This is a genomic window from Thioalkalivibrio sp. ALJ12 (genome assembly GCF_000378305.1).
Lineage (GTDB): Bacteria > Pseudomonadota > Gammaproteobacteria > Ectothiorhodospirales > Ectothiorhodospiraceae > Thioalkalivibrio.
Genome location: NZ_KB899539.1, coordinates 346055 through 364477 on the forward strand (window position 1 = coordinate 346055; position 18423 = coordinate 364477).

The window sequence follows — 18423 nt, forward strand, 5'->3', positions numbered from 1 at the left end:
ACACCGGGCCCGCAACAGGGTCCGCGAGCGACGAGGACGACATGAGCAGCGCACAAGACGTAGAAGCGATGGCCAAGGCCGATACGGCCCCGTATGTGACGTTCAGTCTCGCGGAGGAGACCTACGCGATTGACGTCCTGCAGGTGCAGGAGGTGCTGAAGGTCACCGAGATCGCGCCTGTTCCCGGTGTGCCGGACTATATCCTTGGCATTATCAACCTGCGGGGCAACGTCGTGACCGTGATCGACGCGCGCCGCCGTATGGGCCTGGAGGACCGCGAGCCGGACGAGGCCTCGCGCATCGTGATCATCGATGTCGACAACCAGAATGTCGGCATCCTGGTGGACTCGGTCTCGGAGGTCGTGCGGATCTCGCTGGATTCGGTCGAGCCCGCCCCGGAAGTGGGGAATGACGACAGTTCGCGGTTCATCCAGGGGGTGACGAGCACGGAGCAGGGGCTCACGATCCTGGTCGACCTGAACAAGCTCCTGTCTGACGAGGAATGGGCCCAGTTGCGGGAGCTGTAGAAACCGCGGGGCATTCGGCGAACTGGAACCGCCGCGTATTGGAGAGGATCAAACCTGAGAGTGGCTCCGAAACGCGGCATGCGGAGGGGAGGTGGGACGATGGTGGATGAGCTGCAGCCGGATCGTACGGTTCGCCCTGTGCAGCCGCCGACCGCAAACTCCTCGGTCCGACCGGTCCATACGACCGTGCCCGGGCGGACGCTCAGTGATGACCACGACCGGGACCCCGTGCTGCGTCCGGCCGTAAAGCCTGCGCAACAGCGTTCCCCGCGCGACCGACGCCAGCGCCCCCGTAAGGGCTTGATCGACGATTACGCCTGACGGACCCCTCCAGTCGGCCCCGGCTGGTGTATCAGTGCATTTCACGCGACAATCGACTCTGAGTCGCTGGGAGTATTGGGTCGATGGGGGAAGGCATTCTGGTTTGGATTGTCGCGGCAATCGCCCTGGTGGCGACCGTCGTCGCAGTGCTGTCCGTCTCGCTTGTGCTGACCCTGCGGCGCCAGCTCGCGACGTTGCGCCAGGACTACCAGCGTCAGGCGACCTCGGTGATGGCGCTGCAGGGGGCGATGAAGGTCATCTCCCAGGGGGTGGTCAACCACAGCCAGGCGCAATCCGCGGTGCAGCGCGCACTGGAGCGCCTCAACGACCAGCAAAGCGAGCTGCGGGCCCGTGACGCCGATGATGGCGCCTATCAGCAGGCGATCGAGCTTATTCGGCAGGGCCGTGAGCGCGAAGAAGTCCGCCGGATGTGCGGCCTGACCACCACCGAGCTGGACCTCCTGTACAGTCTGCACGCCCCCGGCTCTGCGGGTCGTCGTTAGTCCCTGCTACTGCTTGTGTCTTCACTCGCCCGATGTTGAATCGTCGCGGCGGTATCCCTGTTCGCGGTCCTCGGGTGTGATGCCCGCAAGCACAAATACAAACGCCAGGACCTCGGCCACCGCGACATAAAGACTCTCCGGGACCTCTTCGCCCAGCGGTACCTGTGCGAGCGCCTCGGTCAGGCCCGGGTCCTGGTGCAGGGGAATCCCGTGTTCGTCGGCGATTCGCAGGATCTGCTCGGCGGTGACACCACTGCCGCTCGCGGTGATCCGCGGCGCTCGTTGCCGATCCCATTCCAGTGCCACCGCTTGCTGCCGGCGGGGGCCGCGGGGGGCGACGTACGGCTCGTCGTGATCGTGAGGGGGGCGTCGCTTGCTCATCTCAAGCCTTCAGGCGCGCTCGTCCAGCAGCCCGTCACGCAAGGTAAGGCTCGCCGGATCCTGTGGCTCCACCTGACCTTCTCGCACCGAGAGCGATCCGACGGTCAGGTCCCGCCCGGCCAGGCGCTGATGGAGTTCCGGCGTGCCGGCGCGCAGGCGTTGGGCGGTTTCCGGGCGTTCTGCGGTGAAATGAACGGATACCCGTTCATCGCGCAGCGCAAGGGCGACACGGGTAGGGCCGAGGGCCTGCAAATCGAGATCCAGCACAAGAGTCCATCCTTCGGCGCGTTCGGGGGGGCGGCCAGCCTCGTGCTGCAACTGGCCGGCCAGCGAGTGAAGCCCTTGCGGGCTGCGAAAGGGTAGCTCGAAGAACCAGCGGGGGTGCGACTCGTCGTCTCCCTGCGTGCTGGGCTGCAGTGAATGCAGTTGCAGCGTGGTAATGCGCTTCAGCATCCCTTCGATGAGCCCGGCCAGCGCCCCCGTGGGAGGCAGGCCCGCCGTGGTGGGCGCGGGTGGGGCCGGCGTCGCAGCCGCGGGGGTTGGCAGAGGGGAACGGGTCTCGGCCGATTGGCGCAGGTGTTCGGCGACGCGCAGCAGCTGGGCCTTGAGATCCTGAGCGGCCGTGCCAGAGGTATTGGTTCGAACCCCCTGAGCGAGCATGGCCTCCAGCCACAGGCCGGACTGCTGGATATGGCGATTCAGGCTATCGGGGCTGGTCAGGCGAACGGCAGGAGGTGTCAGTTCGATCAGGCGGTTCATCGCCGGCAGCAGTCGGGCTTCGCTTGCTGTGGGTGGCGCGCCGGCTGCTATGGCCGTGGCCAGCGTGTTCTGAATCGTTTGCAGGCCACCGGCCAGGCCTCGCGCCCCCGGTATCTGGTGGCGCAACTCGCGCAACAGCCACTGCGTGGCGTCGTGCTGGCCGACCGACGGATTCGATGGTGAAGTCGGCACCGGGGGCGAGGGCGAACCGGTCGCCAGGGCGGTGCCAGAGGGCAGGGGTAGCAGCCTCACCTCCAGGCGCGGCTCTGTGCGGGTCACCTCGGCGAGGGCGATGCGTGGACCGGACTGGTTGCCGGGTAGCAGGGCGTTGGTTAGTGGAGTCGCGAGCTGGGCATTGAAGGTGGGCGCGCGGGTGTCCACGCTTTGCGCGCCGGACGACGTCAGCGGCCGCAGTTGAACTCCCCGTTCGGCCAGTTGCCCGACGATCTGGACCTGCAGCCGGGTGCCGGTCTCAAGCGTCGGCATCGCGCTCGCTCGCGGGGCTACCCGATCAAGGCCGCCTGCGGGCAATCCGGTTGGGCGAGGGCCGGTAAAGTCGGGCATCGGTGCTCCGAGTCGCTTGGGAAGCGGCTGCCCGCACAGCAGGCATGCCAACAGCATCGCACACCGCGTCCGCCGCGCCTACGGGCGGGCATCGGAGCGGGGCTTTGCTATGCTGTGTGTTCATTTCGCGAACACAAAAGAAGGCATGCAAAAGATTCGAGTGCTGATGGTTTGTCTGGGCAATATCTGCCGCTCGCCCATGGCTCACGGTGTCTTCCAGGCACGCGTGCGCGCGCATGGTCTGGAGTCCGCCATCGAGGTGGATTCGGCGGGTACGGCGGGTTATCACGTTGGGGCACGGCCGGACCCGCGCGCCCGCGAGGAGGCGAGCCGCCGAGGCTACGATCTCGACCAGTTGCGGGCGCGGCAGCTGGAGGCGGACGACTTCGAGACGTTCGACTACATCCTGACGATGGACGAGGCGAACTATCGCAATGCCCAGCAGATCCAGCCGAATGGCGCCCGCGCGCGGTTGCACCGTTTCCTGGAGTTCGCCCAGGACCATCCCGAGCGCGAAGTACCGGACCCGTACTATGGCGGGCCGGATGGCTTCGTTCATGTGATGGATCTCGTCGAGGCCGCCAGCGACGGCCTGCTGGACCACATCTGCCGGGAACACGCGCTGGAGCGCGTCTCCTGAAGACCCTGGTCAGGCGGCCGGGGCGTTCTCCCGCCGGCCGATAACGCGATAAACGTTATCGGCCGGTTTCCAGCTCAATCGCGCGGCTTGTCGTCCGGGCTGCTCGAAGACTCAGCCGCCGGTTCCGGCTTGCTGGCCGGCTTGTCGGTCGGGGGTGCCGAGGCCGGCTCCGACCGGGCAGAACCGCTGGCCTCGGCGGGTGCGGCCTTCTCGGGCGTGGGCTTGGCATCGCTTTTCTTGCCACGAGACGGCTTTGATGCGGAGCTGTCATCCGTTTTGGCGGCTTCGGAAGGGCGATTCTCGGTGTGCGATCCAGAATCACCCTTGTCCTTCGCGTCATCCGTTTTGGACGATTGAGCGCTTCCCTTTGCCCGACGTGTGCCGGAGGCAGCCTTGGGCGCCTCTTCCGACCCTTTTTCCGCCTTGCCAGGCTCGCGGGTTGGCTTCTCCTGGGCCTGAGGCTTGTCGCTTACCGCACCTTTGTCTTCAGGCGCCTTTTCGCTTTTGCCACCGGTTTCCTGGCCGGAGTCCTTCTCGGCTGATTTTTCCCTAGCGGCCGGTTTGGACTCGCCGCTGGGTGGCTGGCTGTCGCCCTTGCCCGAGTCCTTCACGGCCGGCTTCTTGGTGGTCTCGCTGTCCTGGGGCGAGGAGGCGGACTTGTCACCTTCCTTCGAAGTACCGGCATCCTGGTTCTCGGCGTTTTCATTACCCGAGCTGTCGTCACCGCTTCCGGAGCGGCCGCGGCCGCCACGACGGCGCCCGCCCCGGCGCGAGCGGCGCGAACGGGCACGGCTCTTGCCGCTATCGTCGTCGGAAGTGGACGGGCCGTTCCCGGAAGGCGATGCCGGTTCCTCGGATGTTGCGGCTGCCTCGCCCCCTTCCGCCTTCGGTTTGGCGGCCTTGGGTTCGGTTTCGCGAGCCTTGGTGCCGGCGCCACCACTGGCGCTACCACGCCGTCGCGATCGGCCGCCTTTGCCGCCGTCTTCACTACCGGCGCTGCTGGCGTCCTGACGGGGCTCGCCTTTGCCGTTACCTGACGGCTTCGCTGCATCGCGCTTGTCACCGCCGTCGTCTCGTGCGCCACGGCGCCGGTTGGAGCCGCCCCCACGGTTGCTTCCATTACCGCGGCTGGCGCGCTGCTGCCCGCCTTTGCCGCGCTTGCGCCCCTCGTCTTTCTCTTGCTCTTCTGCTTCAGGCTCCGGGGTCCGGGCCGCGTTGGGGAACAGGGAGGACCAGATGCGGGTAAAGAACCCGGGTTGCTGCACCGGCTCGCTGGGCGTTTGAGGGGCGGGCGACTCGGCCATCGGGGCCGGGGCCTTGACCTTCACACCCTGGACCAGGGGCTTCTCCACTTTGCCGCGGCGTTCGCCGTGCGGGTCGACATCCTCTTCGACGGACTCCACGAGTTCGTGCGATCCGCGGCCACTGACGACCTCTTCGCGTTCGTCGCCGCGCACGCGCTGGACCTCGAACTTCGGTGTCAGGTACTGCGGGTTCGGGACGATACTGATATCGACCCGATGGCGTGCCTCGATCTCGTTGATCGATGAACGTTTTTCGTTCAGCAGGAAGGTGCCGACATCGACCGGGACCTGCGCCAGGACGAGGCCGGTGCGGTCTTTCATCGCCTCTTCTTCGATCAGGCGCAGGATCGACAGGGCTAGCGACTCGACGCTGCGCACCTGGCCATGCCCCTGGCAGCGGGGGCAGGTGATCTGGCTGGACTCGCCGAGCGACGAACGCAGGCGCTGGCGCGACATCTCCAGCAGCCCAAAGCGACTGATGCGGCCCACCTGGACCCGCGCGCGATCGAGCTCGAGCGCTTCGCGGAGACGGTTTTCCACTTCTCGCTGATGCTTGTTGGCGCTCATGTCGATGAAATCGATCACGATCAGGCCGCCCAGATCTCGCACGCGCAGCTGGCGCGCCACCTCTTCAGCGGCTTCCAGATTGGTGTGGAAGGCGGTCTCCTCGATATCGCCACCCTTGGTGGAGCGGGCGGAGTTCACGTCGATGGAGATCAGGGCCTCGGTATGGTCGATGACCAGGGCGCCGCCGGAGGGGAGCTGCACGTCGCGATCGAAGGCGCTCTCGATCTGACTTTCGATCTGATAGCGGTTGAACAGCGGGACGGGGTCGTCGTACTTCTTCAGCTTGCGCTGGCTGTTCGGCATCACCAGTCGGACGAAGTCCTCCGCCTGCTGATAGACGGCTTCGTCGTCGATGATCACCTCGCCGACGTCATTGCGCATGTGATCGCGCAGGGCGCGGATGATCACGTTGCTTTCCTGGTGGATCAGCGCCGGGGCGTTGGCCTTTTCCGCCGCCTCGGTCACGGCCGACCAAAGGGCCGTCATGTAGTCGAGGTCCCATTGCAGTTCTTCGGTGCTGCGGCCTACGCCGGCGGTGCGGGCGATCACGCCCATGCCATCGGGCATGGTCAGGCCGGACAGGGCCTCGCGCAGTTCCGCGCGATCTTCGCCCTCAATGCGTCGCGAGACGCCACCGGCCTTGGGATTGTTCGGCATCAGGACCAGGTAGCGCCCGGCCAGGCTGATATAGGTGGTCAGCGCGGCACCCTTGTTGCCTCGTTCTTCCTTCTCCACCTGGACGAGAAGCTGGGTCCCTTCCTTTAGCAGCTCGCGGATGGGCTTGTCGCTGTCGGCCGGCGCGCCAACCGCGGAGGGGGCGATCTCCTTGAACGGGAGAAAGCCATGGCGCTCTGCGCCGAAATTAACAAACGCGGCTTCGAGGCTTGGCTCGACGCGGGTGATCTTGGCCTTGTAGATGTTGGCCTTCTTGCGCTCGCGCGAGGGCAGTTCGATATCGAGGTCGTACAGCCGCTGGCCGTCGACCATGGCCACGCGCAGCTCTTCGGGCTGCGTGGCATTGATCAGGATGCGTTTCATGCAATGGACTCGGTCGGTCGTCCTGTACGTCGGTCACAAGCCCGGGGCCACGTGGTGCGGAACGGAGGCGGCACGTCGACGTTTCGAGACGCATGCTCGCCATGGCGGCGCGAAGAGGAATCCAACGCGCCAGCCAGGTGTTCACCAATAGCCACGGGACCAGCCGTCCGCGGGATGCGGGGCCGGGGAGACAGGACTGGGTTAGAAGAAATAGTGTCACAGGTTCGCTTTTGGGCGATGGCCGTCTGGTCGCATGTAGTCGCACTGTGCAGGACCAGATCGGCGGGTAATTCGAGGCGCCCGGGCGCAATATCCGCCAGCAGGTACCGTGCGCCAATGTAGGGCATAACCCCCCGATTGGGCAAGTTTTTTCGTCGCGGAAATGCCAGGGTACATGGTTAGGATGGCGCGCCTGAGGTAGGATCGCGCCCGATGAAAGCACGTCCCCGTCAGCCGCAATCTCCCTCTGGGCCTCGTACGCTCTCGGTCACCGAGCGCGGGGATGGCCAGCGCCTGGATAACTTCCTCCTGCGCGAGCTCAAGGGAGTTCCCAAAAGTCTGATCTACCGCCTGGTGCGCAAGGGGGCGATCCGGGTCGATGGGCGCCGTGCCAAGGTGACCCAGCGGCTGAGTGTCGGCTCGGAGGTGCGCGTGCCGGACCTGGACCGGCCCGAGGCCGTCGAGCGGGACATCCCCCCGGGGGTCCTGGACCGACTGCGCCGCTCCATCTTGCATGAAGACGACCAGGTCCTGGTCCTCGACAAGCCCTCGGGCCTTGCGGTGCATGGCGGCAGCGGCCTGGCCTTCGGGATCATCGAGGCGATGCGCCAGCTGCGTCCCGGTTGCGAGCTGGAGCTGGGGCATCGGCTGGATCGCGAGACCAGCGGCTGCCTGCTGCTGGCCAAGACTCGCGCGGGATTGCAGGACTTCCACGCGGCGCTGCGCGAGGGGCGTGTGGAGAAGCGCTATCTGGCGCTGCTGGTGGGGGCGTTCCCCAACGATCAGCCCATTGTGTGCGACGAACCGATTGCCTCCAGTCGGGGTCAGGACGGGAAACGCCGCATGCGTGCGGGGGAGGATGCCGACCCCGAGAGTGCCCGCTCGGCGATCAGCCAGTTCGTGCCGCTGGAACGTTTTGGATCCTTTCAGTTGGCCGAGGTACGGATCGGTACCGGACGGACCCACCAAATCCGCGTACATGGCCAGGCGATTGGCCATCCCGTTGGCGGCGATCACGACTACGGATTGCCCGATGCAAACCGGGTACTGCGCGGGGCAGGCCTGAAACGCCTGTTTCTGCACGCCCAGGCCCTGCAGTACGAGGATTCGGCCGGCGAGTCGCATGTGTACTCCGCGCCGCTGCCGGACGAGCTGCAGTCGATCCTCGATGCGCTCGCAAGCCCCTAAGCGTCCGGATGAGCACACTGCTGCCACCGGAGGGGGATGCCTTGCGCCTGGTCGTATTCGACTGGGACGGGACGCTGATGGATTCGCCACGCCGGATTGTTCACTGCCTGCAGCGGGCCTGTGCGGCCCTGGGGCGCGAGACGCCCGCGGAAAGCGAGCTGCGCGATATTATTGGCCTGGGCGTGGAGGCCGCGGTAGAGAGACTGTTCCCGGGCGCCGACTCTGCGTTCGTGGGGGCGTTCGCCACCACCTATCGCCAGTGCTATCTGGGCGCCACCGATGCGCCAGAGACGCCCCTGTTCGCGCATGTCGAGCCCTTGCTCGACTGGCTTGACGAACGCGGCGTGCTGCTGGGCGTTGCGACCGGCAAGTCGCGGGCGGGGCTGGACCAGGCCCTGGAAGCCGCCGGCCTCATGGGACGTTTTGTCGCGACGGCCTGCGGGGACGAGCATCCGTCGAAACCCAGTCCGGTGATGCTGGAACATGTGATGGCGCGCTGCGGGGTGGAACGTTCCCGGGCACGGATGGTCGGTGATAGCGTTTATGATCTGCAGATGGCTCGCGCAGCCGGCGTCCCGTCGCTGGCCGTGACACATGGGGTCCACGATCACCGCCGGCTGAGCGCCGAGCGCCCGCTGGCCGTGGCCCGCGACCTGAAGGAACTGCTGGATCTCCTGCGGCAGTCGGAGCCGCTTCCCGAGGACTGAGGACAAACGATGGGTTGGTCGAACGAGAACAAGCCGGGCTGGGAGCGCGAGACGCTGGAGCGTCTGGTCCAGGCCCAGGTGGTGGAACAGCGGCGTGCCCGGCGCTGGGGAATCTTCTTCAAGCTGCTGCTGTTCATCTATCTGTTCGCCCTGCTGGTTCTGGTGCGGGGCGGCGATATGGGCTTGACCGCCTGGTTCGAGGACGACCGCGAGCCCGAAGAGCACGTGGCCGTTGTCGAGGTCGACGGACTGATCGCGTCGAGTGCTCGGGCCAACGCCGAAGAGCTCAACAAGACCCTGAAACGGGCGTTCGAGGCGGATGGCACTCGCGCCGTGATGCTGCGCATCAACAGTGGGGGCGGGAGTCCGGTGCAGGCCGCCGCGATCCATGACGAGATCCTGCGGCTGAAGGACGAGCACGAGGACATCCCGGTCTATGCGGTCGTCACCGATATCGGGGCCTCGGCCGCCTACTACATCGCCGTGGCGGCCGACGAGATTTACGCCAGCCAGGCCAGCATGGTCGGTTCGATCGGGGTGCGCCTGGACAGCTTTGGCGTGGTGGATCTGCTGGAGAACATTGGTGTCGAACGGCGGCTGTTCACCTCCGGGGAGAACAAGGCCCTGCTGGATCCGTTTCTGCCGCTCGACGAGGGTCACGTGAGCCATATCCATGACCTGATGGACGGGCTGCACCAGCAGTTCGTCGATGTGGTCCGCCAGGGGCGGGGAGATCGTCTGGCCGAAAACGAGGAGCTGTTCGACGGCCTGATCTGGACCGGTCAACGCGCGGTGGATCTGGGCCTTATCGATGGTCTGGGGACGGATCAGTCGGTCGCACGCGACGTGATTGGTGTTGAGAAAATGGTGACCTTCAAGCCGCGCCGCAGCGCCCTGCAGCTTCTGTTCGAGGACCTGGGCATGTCGGCGCTGCAGAGCTGGCTGGCGATGGAGACCAAGCCCAACTGGCGCTGAGCCGGCAAAACAGGCGGGGTGACGCCTGTTTCCGTCCGGACTAGCTGTCCAGCCGCGTCACGCGGGCGATGATCCCGACGACCGGGTGGTCCAGGTAGAAGAGCTGGCTGCCGGAGTTCATGCGCTGGTGGCCGCGCACGGCCACCCCGAGCGGTTCGGCCCCGTCACGGTCGATGTGATAGACGAGGTCGGTCTCCAGGTGGAGGAAACGCCCGACCCATACCCGTAGCCGGCCCTCCAGTTCGTAGCGGTCTTCGTCCACTACGATCGGCTGCGCTGCGGTGGTGGAATCGCCAAACACAGCCTGACGCGCCCCAAGACGGCGGCCCTGCTGCACCTTGAGCCAGGGGGTGGCGCTATGATCGCGGCCCAGCTGATCCCAGGCCAGACGCGCGATCACACGCCCGGTGCCGGAGTCTTCGACCCGACTGGCCGCCCGTTGCAACTCGAAGCCGCGCCGAGAATCCTGATAGATGCGCCCACCCAGTTCGGATCCTGCCAGGTTGGGTTCGCGCACGGAGGCGATCTCCTCCTGCAGGCGCCGGCTCTCCGCGGTCGTGTGCTCGAAGATGACCAGCTCGATGCGGTAGCGGCGGCCGACCTGGGCGGTGGCCGTTGTCCCAAGCCCGAGTAGTGGCAGGAGGGCGAGGCTGCTGACGAGCCTGCGGCGGTTCGGGTCGGGGCGATTGGTGTTGGCGGGCATTCAGGCGGCCTGTTGTTTCGGGCTGATGGTATGGATCAGACGCTGGACGGCCTGAGAGCGAGCCTCCAGAGTCTCCATTTCGGCATAAAAGCGGAAAGCCTTCTGGCCATCCAGTTTGTAGGCATTCGGGTCGGATTGCACCAGTTCGATCAGGGCGGCGATATCGATTTCGGGATTGGGTCCAAAAACGAAGCGTCCGCCGGCCGGGCCCAGTTCCAGTTTGCGGATCCCCAGCGGCGTCAGCTTGAGCCGCAGGCGGGCCGCCTCGAACAGGGCCTTCGCCGGATCGGGCAGCAGGCCGAAACGATCCACCAGTTCCACCTCCAGTTCGCGCAGTGCATCGCTGTTCTCGGCGCTGCTGACGCGCTTGTAGAGGATCAGGCGTGTGTGCACATCCGGCACGTAGGCATCCGGGAGCAGGGCGGGCAGCCCCAGCTCGACCTCCGTTCCGGGGGTCTCCGGGGTCTCCAGTTCGGGCATCTTGCCGGAGCGCAGGGCGTTGACCGCGCGGTTGAGCAGGTCGTTGTACATCGAGAAGCCGACTTCCTGGATCTGGCCGCTTTGCTCGTCACCCAGCAACTCGCCAGCGCCCCGGATCTCGAGGTCGTGGCTGGCGAGCGTGAAGCCCACGCCGAGATCCTCCAGCGAGGCGATCGCCTCCAGGCGCTTGCGCGCGTCGGCCGACATGGCTTTTTCCGGCGGCGTGACCAGGTAGGCGTAGGCCCGGTGGTGGGAGCGCCCGACGCGGCCGCGCAGCTGGTGCATCTGGGCGAGGCCCAGCTTGTCCGCGCGATTCATCACGATCGTATTTGCGGTGGGTACATCGATGCCGGTCTCGATGATGGTGGAGCAGACCAGGATGTTGTAGCGCCGATGGTAGAAGTCGAGCATCACCTGTTCGAGTTCGCGTTCGCGCATCTGGCCGTGGGCGATACCGATGCGGGCGCCCGGCAGCAGCGCACGAATCTGTTCCGCCATGCGTTCGATGGTGTTGACCTCGTTGTGCACGAAGTACACCTGGCCACCGCGGCGAATCTCGCGCAGGCAGGCCTCCTGGATGATCGCGTCGTTCCACTCGTTGACGAAGGTCTTGATTGCCAGGCGTTCGCGCGGCGGGGTCGTGATCACCGAGAGGTCGCGCAGCCCGGACAGGGCCATGTTCAGCGTGCGCGGGATCGGGGTTGCGGTCATGGTCAGCATGTCGACCTCGGCGCGCAGTCTCTTCAGCGCCTCCTTGTGGCGCACGCCAAAGCGTTGTTCCTCGTCCACGATCACGAGCCCGAGGTTGGAGAAGTCCAGGTTCGACTGCAGCAGCTTGTGCGTGCCGATCACGATATCGACCTTGCCTTCCTTCAGCCCTTCCAGCACGGCGGCCTGCTGCTTGGCACTGCGAAAGCGCGACAGGGACTCGATGCGGACGGGCCAGTCGGCGAAGCGGTCGCTGAAGTTCTGATGGTGCTGCTGGGCGAGCAGGGTGGTCGGGACCAGCACGGCCACCTGGCGATTGTTCTGCACGGCGACGAATGCGGCGCGCATCGCGACCTCGGTCTTGCCGAAGCCGACATCGCCGCAGATCACGCGGTCCATCGGCCGCGTGTCAGCCATGTCGGTCAGTACCGCGTCGATTGCCTGGAGCTGATCGGCGGTTTCCTCGAACGGGAAGGCGGCCGCAAAGGCGTGATACTCGGGGGTCTCGGTCGCAAACGCCGTCCCCTGCTTGGCGGCGCGCCGAGCGTGGACCTCCAGCAGCTCGGCGGCGACATCGCGCGCCTTCTCGGCGGCCTTGCGGCGGGCGCGGTTCCACTGCTCGCTGCCCAGGCGGTGGAGTGGGGCGTGTTCCGCGTCGGCTCCGGTATAGCGGCTGATCAGGTGCAGCGAGGAGACCGGGACATAGAGCTTCGCGCCATCGGCGTACTCCAGTGTCAGGAACTCTGACGGCTGGCCACTGAAATCCAGGGTCTGGAGGCCCAGGTAGCGGCCCACGCCCTGTTCTTCGTGGACGACCGGGGCCCCGATTGTCAGGTCGCTGAGGTTCTGGATGACGGCATCGGCATCGCGGGTGGGGCGGTTGCGCCGGCGGGATTGCCGCGCGCGCTCGCCGAGGATCGCGGACTCCGGCACGAGCACGATCCCGTCCGGCAGCCGGAAACCTTCGCTCAGCGCACCGACTGTCACGCTGAGGCCGGGCTCGCCCCCCAGGAAGGCCTCCCAGTCATCGACGGCGTGGTGCGGCACATCCTGTTCGCGCAGCAGTGTGAGCAGGGCCTCGCGCCGGCCGGCGGACTCGGCGGTGAGCAGGACCCGCTCCTGTTCCCCGACAAAGCGCTTCAGGCGTTCGGCGGGGGCATCCTTGCCGTGTTCCATTCCCAGTTCGGGGAGGGGGTCGCAGGTGAAGGGCACGGTCCTGCCTCGGTCTGCCGGTAGCGGCTGCGGCGGCTCGCCGCCCAGGGCAATACCGGCGCGGGCGCGCAGCGCCTCGTTCAGGGCCGACTCGTCGAGATAGAGGCGCTCCGGTGGCAGCAGGGGGCGTTCCACCTGGTGGCTCAGTTGCTCGAAGCGGTCGGCGATCTCGCGGGCATACTCCTGCGCGGCGTCGGCGATATTGCCGGCCTGCACGACGCGAGCCTGAGGGGCGTAGTCGAATACGCTGTCCATGCCCTCGAAGAACAGGGGCAGGTAGGCCTCGATGCCCGGGGGAACCAGGCCTTCGCTGATGTCCCGGTAGATCGGGTGGCGACTGGGATCGCCACTGAACTGCTCGCGGTAGCGGGTGCGGAACGCGCGGATGGAATCCTCGTTCAGCGGAAACTCGTGGCTGGGCAGGATCTCGACGCGCTCGACCTTTTCCGTGGAGCGCTGGGTCTCCGGGTCGAAATGGCGCAGGGAATCGATCTCGTCGTCGAGAAACTCGATGCGCACCGGCTGCTCGGCGCCCATCGGGAACAGATCGAGGATCTCCCCGCGTGCGGCAAATTCGCCGTGGCTGATCACCTGGTTGACTGCGCTGTAGCCCGCCTCGGTCAGCCGTTCCCGCAGCTGCATGCGGTCCAGGCGCTGGGCACTGCGCAGGGAGAGACCCTGGGTGGTCAGCCAGTCGCGCGGGGGCAGGCGCTGCATCAGTGTGGAGACCGGGATCAGGATGATCCCGCGCTCCAGCGACGGGAGGTGATACAGCGTGCGCAGCCGCTCGGAGATGATGTCCTCGTGTGGGGAGAAGACATCGAACGGCAGGGTCTCCCAGTCGGGGAGACGCATCACTGGCAGGTCGAGCCCGGCACCGAAAAAGTCCCACTCTTCCTGCCAGCGGTCCGCGGCCTCATTCGACTCGACGACGACCAGCAGCGGCCATTCGGCCGATGCGGCGGCGCGTGCGAGTGCCAGGGGCGCGGCCGAGGTATTGAGCCCCGACCAGATCTCGAATCCGTCGCCGGGAAAGCGACCGGGTTTTAGCGGGTTGCGCGGCTGTTCGGACATGCAGTGTCGAGAATCCGGGAAAACGGGCCGGCATTATACGGATTCGATCCTGTTTGCGGCGGAACCCCGTCGGGAAGGCGCTGAATTAGCCGGTAGCGGTCAGTCCGTGCGGTCGATGTAGCGCTTGAGGATCGGGCTGTAGGCGTCGATGCGACGGTCGCGCAGGAAGGGCCACATCCGGCGGACCGCCTCGGTCTGACCCAGGTCCAGGGTGGCGCGGAGGGTCTCGGGCTGATCCTCGCCCGCCTGCGCCAGGAACTCGCCCTGCGGGCCCGCAACGAAGCTGGTGCCCCAGAACCGGGCCCCGGGACTGGTCTCTGACGGGTCCGTTTCGTGTCCGGTGCGATTGCAGGCGAGGACCGGCAGGTTGTTCGCGACCGCGTGGCCGCGCTGGACGGTGATCCAGGCCTCGCGCTGACGGGTTTGCTCGTCCGCCTCGTCGCGCGGGTCCCAGCCAATGGCGGTCGGGTAGATCAGGCACTGCGCCCCGGACAGGGCCATGATGCGCGCGGCCTCCGGATACCACTGGTCCCAGCAGACCAGCACGCCCAGCCGGCCGACCGAGGTGTCGATCGGGACGAAGCCGGTATCACCCGGGGTGAAGTAGTACTTCTCGTAATACCCGGGGTCGTCCGGGATGTGCATTTTGCGGTAAAGGCCCGCCGGGCGGCCATCGGCCTCGAAGACGATCGCGGTGTTGTGGTAAACGCCGGCTGCGCGCCGCTCGAACAGCGAGGTCACGAGCACCACGGCGTTGTCGCGGGCGATCTGTCCCAGGCGCCTGGTGGACGGGCCGGGGATGGGCTCGGCGCGGTCGAAGACCCCCGGGTCTTCGGTCTGGCAGAAGTAGGGGCCGGTGTGCAGCTCGGCCAGCACGACCAGGCGAGCCCCGCCCGCCGCGGCATCGGCTACGGCCTGGGCGGTCGCGTCCAGGTTGGCCTCGACGCTCCCGGCATCGCGGTGCTGGATCAGGGCCACGGGAAGGGTATCGGTCGTCATCACAGATCAGTCTTCCGGGATGCCAAGGGCGCCCTTGGGGTATTGCATGGTCAGGCAGTGCAGGCTGCCACCCTGACGGATGATGGCCCGGCAGTCGATTTCCACGATTTCGCGCCCCGGAAAGGCCTCGGTCAGGCGATCGAGCGCGATGGCATCGGCGGGGTCGTCGTAGGCCGGCATCAGGACGGCATCGTTGAGGATCAGGAAGTTTGCGTAGGTCGCCGGCAGGCGCTGGCCATCGGGGCCGCGCTGCGGGCGAGGCCAGGGCAGGGGAATCAGCCGGTAGGGCGCGCCGGAGGCCTGGCGCAGCGAGCGGAGTTCCTCCTCCATGGCCGCCAGTTCGCCGTGGTGCGGATCATCGGGGTCGTCGCACTGGACATAGGCGATCGTATCCGGGCTGCAGAAGCGGGCGAGGGTGTCGATGTGGCTGTCGGTGTCGTCCCCTTCGAGGTGGCCATGTTCCAGCCACAGGACCCGTTGTGTGCCCAGATGCTCGTGCAGGCGGCGCTCGATCGCCGCCTTGTCCAGATCCGGGTTGCGTGTTGGCTGCAGCAGGCATTGGGCAGTCGTCAGGAGGGTGCCGTCGCCGTCGGACTCGATGCTGCCACCCTCCAGCACCATTGCGATGGGCTCCGGCACGTTCGGGCCGAAGACGCCCTGCTGGGCCAGGGCAGTGGTGATCGCGTTGTCATGCTCTGCAGGGAATTTGCCGCCCCAGCCGTTGAAGGTGAAGTCGAGCAGGCGGGGCTGCGGCCCTTCCAGTACGGTAATCGGGCCATGGTCGCGAGCCCAGGTGTCGTCGGAGTCGGCCAGCGCGAACCACAGACGGTCGTTGCGGATGGCGGCCTCGACCAGAAATCCGGAGATCTCTTCGATGTGTTCCGGGTCGCGGGCGACGATCACCACCGGCTCGAAACGGCTGATCGCAGCCGCGAGGGTGGCAAAGACAGGGTGGACCCGGTCGAGTTCTCCGGCCCAGTCGGTACCGCTATGCGGCCAGGTGAGCTGAACACCGGCCTGCGGTTCCCACTCTGCTGGTAGACGCCGGGTATGGGGGGAAGATGCGCCGCCCGTCACGGCCGACGCGGGGTCTGTTCGCCGTGCACGATGCTGTGCAGCACGTATTCGCCCTCGAACACGACAGAGAAATCGCTGTAGTCCCAGCGGGTGATCGGCGGATCACCGACCGTGGGATGGCGCTGGCTGGGCTCGCCATGACGACTGCGCACCCCGGACTGGCTCTGGCCACGGGCTGGCAGCCCCTCACGGGTTTGCACTTCGAAGTCTCCGCTTGTGCCCCGCAGGATCTCGGCCTGCGCCTCGTTGACGGTCAATGGGGTCAGTGCCGTGGTCATGACCAGGACCGCCGCGGCAGCGACGGCGAGCAGGCCGCGCGGACGGGTAAGCGTTGGCTTTGCATGATTCCCTTGCATGAGACAAATCTCCGATGGCTCGCGGACGATAAACCACATGGTAGCGTCATCCTGTTGGCTGTGCCTCCCATCGTGAAAGTCTGTGCCATCGGGGATAGGCGCGCCCGTGTAACTCTGGCATGATTTCTCGATGTTCCGCCCGCTCCCGCTCGCCATTGGTCTGCGCTATACGCGCGCCAAACGGCGTAACCACTTCATCTCCTTTATCTCGGTCGTCTCGATCCTCGGCCTGGTGCTGGGTGTGATGGCGCTGATTACCGTGCTCTCGGTCATGAACGGCTTCGAACGCGAGCTGCGCGATCGCATCCTGGGCATGGCGTCGCATGCGACCATCCAGGACGTGAATGGTGGCTTGCGCAACTGGGAGTCGCTGAAGGAGCAGGTCGAGACGATCGACGAGCGAGTACTGGCGGTCGCTCCGTATGTCCAGGGCGAGGCGATGCTCAGTGCCACCGGGAACATCTCCGGTGCGCTGATCCGCGGGGTGGACCCGGGGGCCGAGGAGCGCGTGGCGCGGATCGGCGAGCACATGACTCAGGGCCGGCTCGGGCAGCTCGAACCCGGTGCCTACCGCATTGTGCTGGGGCGCGAGCTGGCAGCGGAACTGCGCGTGAGGGTAGGCGATTCTCTGATCCTGATGGCGCCACAGGCCTCGGTGTCGCCAGCGGGTGTAATGCCGCGCATGCGACGATTTGAGGTGGCGGGGATCTTCGAGGTCGGGATGTACGAGTACGACCGCGGGACTGCGTTTATTCATCTGCAGGACGCCCAGGCGGTCTTCCAGACCGGCGAGAGCGTCACCGGCCTGCGCCTGCGCCTGACGGACATGATGCGGGCGGGTGTGGTCTCGCGCGAGGTGGCCAGTCAGCTTGACGGGCTGTTCCGGGTGTCCGACTGGACGCGCCAGCACGCGAACCTGTTTCGCGCGATCCAGATCGAGAAGATGGTGATGTTCATCATCCTGTCCCTGATCGTCGCGGTAGCGGCCTTCAATATCGTTTCCACGCTGATCATGCTGGTGACCGACAAGCAGGGGGATATCGCGATACTGCGAACCCTTGGGCTGTCCCCCTCGGGGGTCATGCTGGTGTTCGTGGTCCAGGGGGTGGTGATCGGCGCGATCGGCATCCTGCTCGGCTCGGTCGCCGGTGTCGCGCTGGCGCTCAATATCGATGTCGTGGTGCCCTTTATCGAACGCGCGATGGGTATCGAGTTTCTCGCGGCCGATGTCTACTACATCAGTGACTTGCCGTCGGAACTGAAAGCATCCGATGTCTTTCGGGTGGGCGGGATTGCGTTCTTGCTGACCGTCGTGGCGACGCTGTTCCCGGCCTGGCGGGCGGCCCGTACACAGCCGGCGGAGGCCCTGCGCCATGACTGAGACTGTGCCTGTACTGGAGGCCATGGGGGTCGAGCGGCGTTTCCGTGATGGCAAATTGGATGTGGCCGTGCTGCAGGGCGTCGATTTTCGCCTGGAGCGGGGCGACCAGACGGCGATCATCGGTGCCTCGGGTTCCGGCAAGAGTACGCTGCTGCATCTGCTCGGGGGACTGGATCGCCCCACGGCGGGCGAGGTTCGGCTGCTGGGGCAGGAGTGGTCGCGCATGGGCGAGGCGCGCCGGGGCCGAATGCGCAACCAGCACCTGGGGTTCGTCTACCAGTTCCATCACCTGCTGCCGGAGCTGACGGCGGTCGAGAATGTCGCGCTGCCTCTGCTGATCCGGGGGACCTCCAGCCGTCGGTCGCGCCAGGAGGCAGAGCACTGGCTCGGGCAGGTCGACCTCGGGCACCGTGGTGCGCACAAGCCGGCCGAACTGTCGGGGGGCGAGCGCCAGCGCGTGGCGATCGCGCGGGCGCTGGTGACGCGGCCGTCCGCGATTCTGGCCGACGAGCCCACCGGGAATCTGGATCAGGAGCGCGCCCAGCATGTGTTCGCGCTGCTGCGCGAGATGAACCGTTCGACCGGCACCGCGCTGGCACTGGTGACGCATGACATCACCCTCGCGCGCGAGCTGGATCGGTCGGTACAGCTGGTCAAGGGGCACCTGGAGCGCGAGCACTTCCACGGCCAGCTGGCCGACGACTGATCCGTCCGCTCGGGAGCGCTGGGCAAAGCCTTGC

At 66.4% G+C, this 18423-nt stretch carries 17 protein-coding genes; 9 read left to right on the forward strand and 8 right to left on the reverse strand.

All coding sequences use genetic code 11. From position 1 onward, the window contains the following. The first annotated feature begins 68 nt into the window (after positions 1-68). The 3 genes from F467_RS0108965 to F467_RS0108970 all read left to right on the forward strand — a co-directional run bounded on the left by F467_RS0108965 (position 69) and on the right by F467_RS0108970 (position 1351). A complete protein-coding gene (locus tag F467_RS0108965) occupies positions 69-527 on the forward strand; it encodes a chemotaxis protein CheW (protein ID WP_018139245.1) in 459 nt (152 codons plus the stop codon). Between the two features lie 99 nt (positions 528-626). Beyond that, positions 627-848: a hypothetical protein gene (locus tag F467_RS13530; RefSeq protein ID WP_081601217.1), complete on the forward strand. Its 222-nt coding sequence runs from the start codon at positions 627-629 to the stop codon at positions 846-848. Positions 849-931: 83 nt separating this feature from the next. After that, entirely contained in the window at positions 932-1351 is a 420-nt protein-coding gene (locus F467_RS0108970; RefSeq protein WP_018139246.1) for a DUF2802 domain-containing protein, read from the forward strand. A gap of 21 nt (positions 1352-1372) precedes the next feature. Here F467_RS0108970 and F467_RS0108975 read toward each other — a convergent pair whose 3' ends face one another. Together F467_RS0108975 and F467_RS0108980 are read right to left on the reverse strand one after the other, a co-directional pair. Further along, positions 1373-1732 carry an EscU/YscU/HrcU family type III secretion system export apparatus switch protein gene (locus F467_RS0108975; protein WP_018139247.1) on the reverse strand — a complete coding sequence of 120 codons (360 nt, stop codon included), beginning with the start codon at positions 1730-1732 and terminating at the stop codon, positions 1373-1375. Between the two features lie 9 nt (positions 1733-1741). Further along, a complete protein-coding gene (locus F467_RS0108980; protein ID WP_018139248.1) occupies positions 1742-2977 on the reverse strand; it encodes a flagellar hook-length control protein FliK in 1236 nt (411 codons plus the stop codon). A gap of 223 nt (positions 2978-3200) precedes the next feature. Between F467_RS0108980 and F467_RS0108985 the strand changes: the two genes are divergently transcribed. Beyond that, positions 3201-3695: a low molecular weight protein-tyrosine-phosphatase gene (locus F467_RS0108985; protein WP_018174324.1), complete on the forward strand. Its 495-nt coding sequence runs from the start codon at positions 3201-3203 to the stop codon at positions 3693-3695. Between the two features lie 74 nt (positions 3696-3769). On the opposite strand, the gene F467_RS0108990 is transcribed toward F467_RS0108985, so the two are convergent. After that, on the reverse strand, positions 3770-6604 hold the full coding sequence (locus F467_RS0108990) for an Rne/Rng family ribonuclease (RefSeq protein WP_018139250.1): 2835 nt from the start codon (positions 6602-6604) through the stop codon (positions 3770-3772). A gap of 432 nt (positions 6605-7036) precedes the next feature. On the opposite strand from F467_RS0108990, the gene F467_RS0108995 reads away from it, so the two are divergent. From F467_RS0108995 to F467_RS0109005, 3 genes are read left to right on the forward strand one after another with little or no spacing between them, the layout of a single operon-like run. Next, on the forward strand, positions 7037-8011 hold the full coding sequence (locus tag F467_RS0108995; protein WP_018139251.1) for an RluA family pseudouridine synthase: 975 nt from the start codon (positions 7037-7039) through the stop codon (positions 8009-8011). Positions 8012-8019: 8 nt separating this feature from the next. Further along, positions 8020-8718 (forward strand): HAD family hydrolase, encoded by a 699-nt coding sequence (locus F467_RS0109000; protein ID WP_012982591.1) that lies wholly within the window; start codon positions 8020-8022, stop codon positions 8716-8718. 9 nt (positions 8719-8727) lie between these two features. Next, on the forward strand, positions 8728-9693 hold the full coding sequence (locus tag F467_RS0109005) for a S49 family peptidase (protein ID WP_012982592.1): 966 nt from the start codon (positions 8728-8730) through the stop codon (positions 9691-9693). Between the two features lie 40 nt (positions 9694-9733). Here F467_RS0109005 and F467_RS0109010 read toward each other — a convergent pair whose 3' ends face one another. From F467_RS0109010 to F467_RS0109030, 5 genes are all read right to left on the reverse strand, one after another. Further along, positions 9734-10396 (reverse strand): CsiV family protein, encoded by a 663-nt coding sequence (locus F467_RS0109010; protein WP_018139252.1) that lies wholly within the window; start codon positions 10394-10396, stop codon positions 9734-9736. Beyond that, positions 10397-13870, reverse strand: coding sequence for a transcription-repair coupling factor (mfd, locus tag F467_RS0109015; protein WP_018139253.1), 3474 nt, complete (start codon positions 13868-13870; stop codon positions 10397-10399). A 99-nt stretch (positions 13871-13969) separates the two neighbouring features. Continuing rightward, entirely contained in the window at positions 13970-14869 is a 900-nt protein-coding gene (locus F467_RS0109020; RefSeq protein ID WP_018139254.1) for a carbon-nitrogen hydrolase, read from the reverse strand. A gap of 6 nt (positions 14870-14875) precedes the next feature. Continuing rightward, entirely contained in the window at positions 14876-15946 is a 1071-nt protein-coding gene (locus F467_RS0109025) for an agmatine/peptidylarginine deiminase (protein ID WP_038049141.1), read from the reverse strand. After that, positions 15943-16341 carry a hypothetical protein gene (locus F467_RS0109030; protein WP_018139256.1) on the reverse strand — a complete coding sequence of 133 codons (399 nt, stop codon included), beginning with the start codon at positions 16339-16341 and terminating at the stop codon, positions 15943-15945. The genes F467_RS0109025 and F467_RS0109030 overlap by 4 nt, the downstream gene beginning before the upstream one ends. 91 nt (positions 16342-16432) lie before the next feature. Between F467_RS0109030 and F467_RS0109035 the strand changes: the two genes are divergently transcribed. After that, positions 16433-17683 (forward strand): lipoprotein-releasing ABC transporter permease subunit, encoded by a 1251-nt coding sequence (locus F467_RS0109035; RefSeq protein WP_018139257.1) that lies wholly within the window; start codon positions 16433-16435, stop codon positions 17681-17683. Then, positions 17676-18389, forward strand: a complete 714-nt coding sequence (locus tag F467_RS0109040) for an ABC transporter ATP-binding protein (protein WP_026182225.1) — start codon at positions 17676-17678, stop codon at positions 18387-18389. The genes F467_RS0109035 and F467_RS0109040 overlap by 8 nt, the downstream gene beginning before the upstream one ends. Positions 18390-18423: the final 34 nt, after the last annotated feature.

Coding starts and splice junctions, on each gene's coding strand:
- F467_RS0108965 (WP_018139245.1), top strand. CDS start 69: ATGGCCAAGGCCGATACGGCCCCGTATGTGACGTTCAGTCTCGCGGAG.
- F467_RS13530 (WP_081601217.1), top strand. CDS start 627: ATGGTGGATGAGCTGCAGCCGGATCGTACGGTTCGCCCTGTGCAGCCG.
- F467_RS0108970 (WP_018139246.1), top strand. CDS start 932: ATGGGGGAAGGCATTCTGGTTTGGATTGTCGCGGCAATCGCCCTGGTG.
- F467_RS0108975 (WP_018139247.1), bottom strand. CDS start 1,732: ATGAGCAAGCGACGCCCCCCTCACGATCACGACGAGCCGTACGTCGCC.
- F467_RS0108980 (WP_018139248.1), bottom strand. CDS start 2,977: ATGCCGACGCTTGAGACCGGCACCCGGCTGCAGGTCCAGATCGTCGGG.
- F467_RS0108985 (WP_018174324.1), top strand. CDS start 3,201: ATGCAAAAGATTCGAGTGCTGATGGTTTGTCTGGGCAATATCTGCCGC.
- F467_RS0108990 (WP_018139250.1), bottom strand. CDS start 6,604: ATGAAACGCATCCTGATCAATGCCACGCAGCCCGAAGAGCTGCGCGTG.
- F467_RS0108995 (WP_018139251.1), top strand. CDS start 7,037: ATGAAAGCACGTCCCCGTCAGCCGCAATCTCCCTCTGGGCCTCGTACG.
- F467_RS0109000 (WP_012982591.1), top strand. CDS start 8,020: ATGAGCACACTGCTGCCACCGGAGGGGGATGCCTTGCGCCTGGTCGTA.
- F467_RS0109005 (WP_012982592.1), top strand. CDS start 8,728: ATGGGTTGGTCGAACGAGAACAAGCCGGGCTGGGAGCGCGAGACGCTG.
- F467_RS0109010 (WP_018139252.1), bottom strand. CDS start 10,396: ATGCCCGCCAACACCAATCGCCCCGACCCGAACCGCCGCAGGCTCGTC.
- mfd (WP_018139253.1), bottom strand. CDS start 13,870: ATGTCCGAACAGCCGCGCAACCCGCTAAAACCCGGTCGCTTTCCCGGC.
- F467_RS0109020 (WP_018139254.1), bottom strand. CDS start 14,869: ATGACGACCGATACCCTTCCCGTGGCCCTGATCCAGCACCGCGATGCC.
- F467_RS0109030 (WP_018139256.1), bottom strand. CDS start 16,341: ATGTGGTTTATCGTCCGCGAGCCATCGGAGATTTGTCTCATGCAAGGG.
- F467_RS0109035 (WP_018139257.1), top strand. CDS start 16,433: ATGTTCCGCCCGCTCCCGCTCGCCATTGGTCTGCGCTATACGCGCGCC.
- F467_RS0109040 (WP_026182225.1), top strand. CDS start 17,676: ATGACTGAGACTGTGCCTGTACTGGAGGCCATGGGGGTCGAGCGGCGT.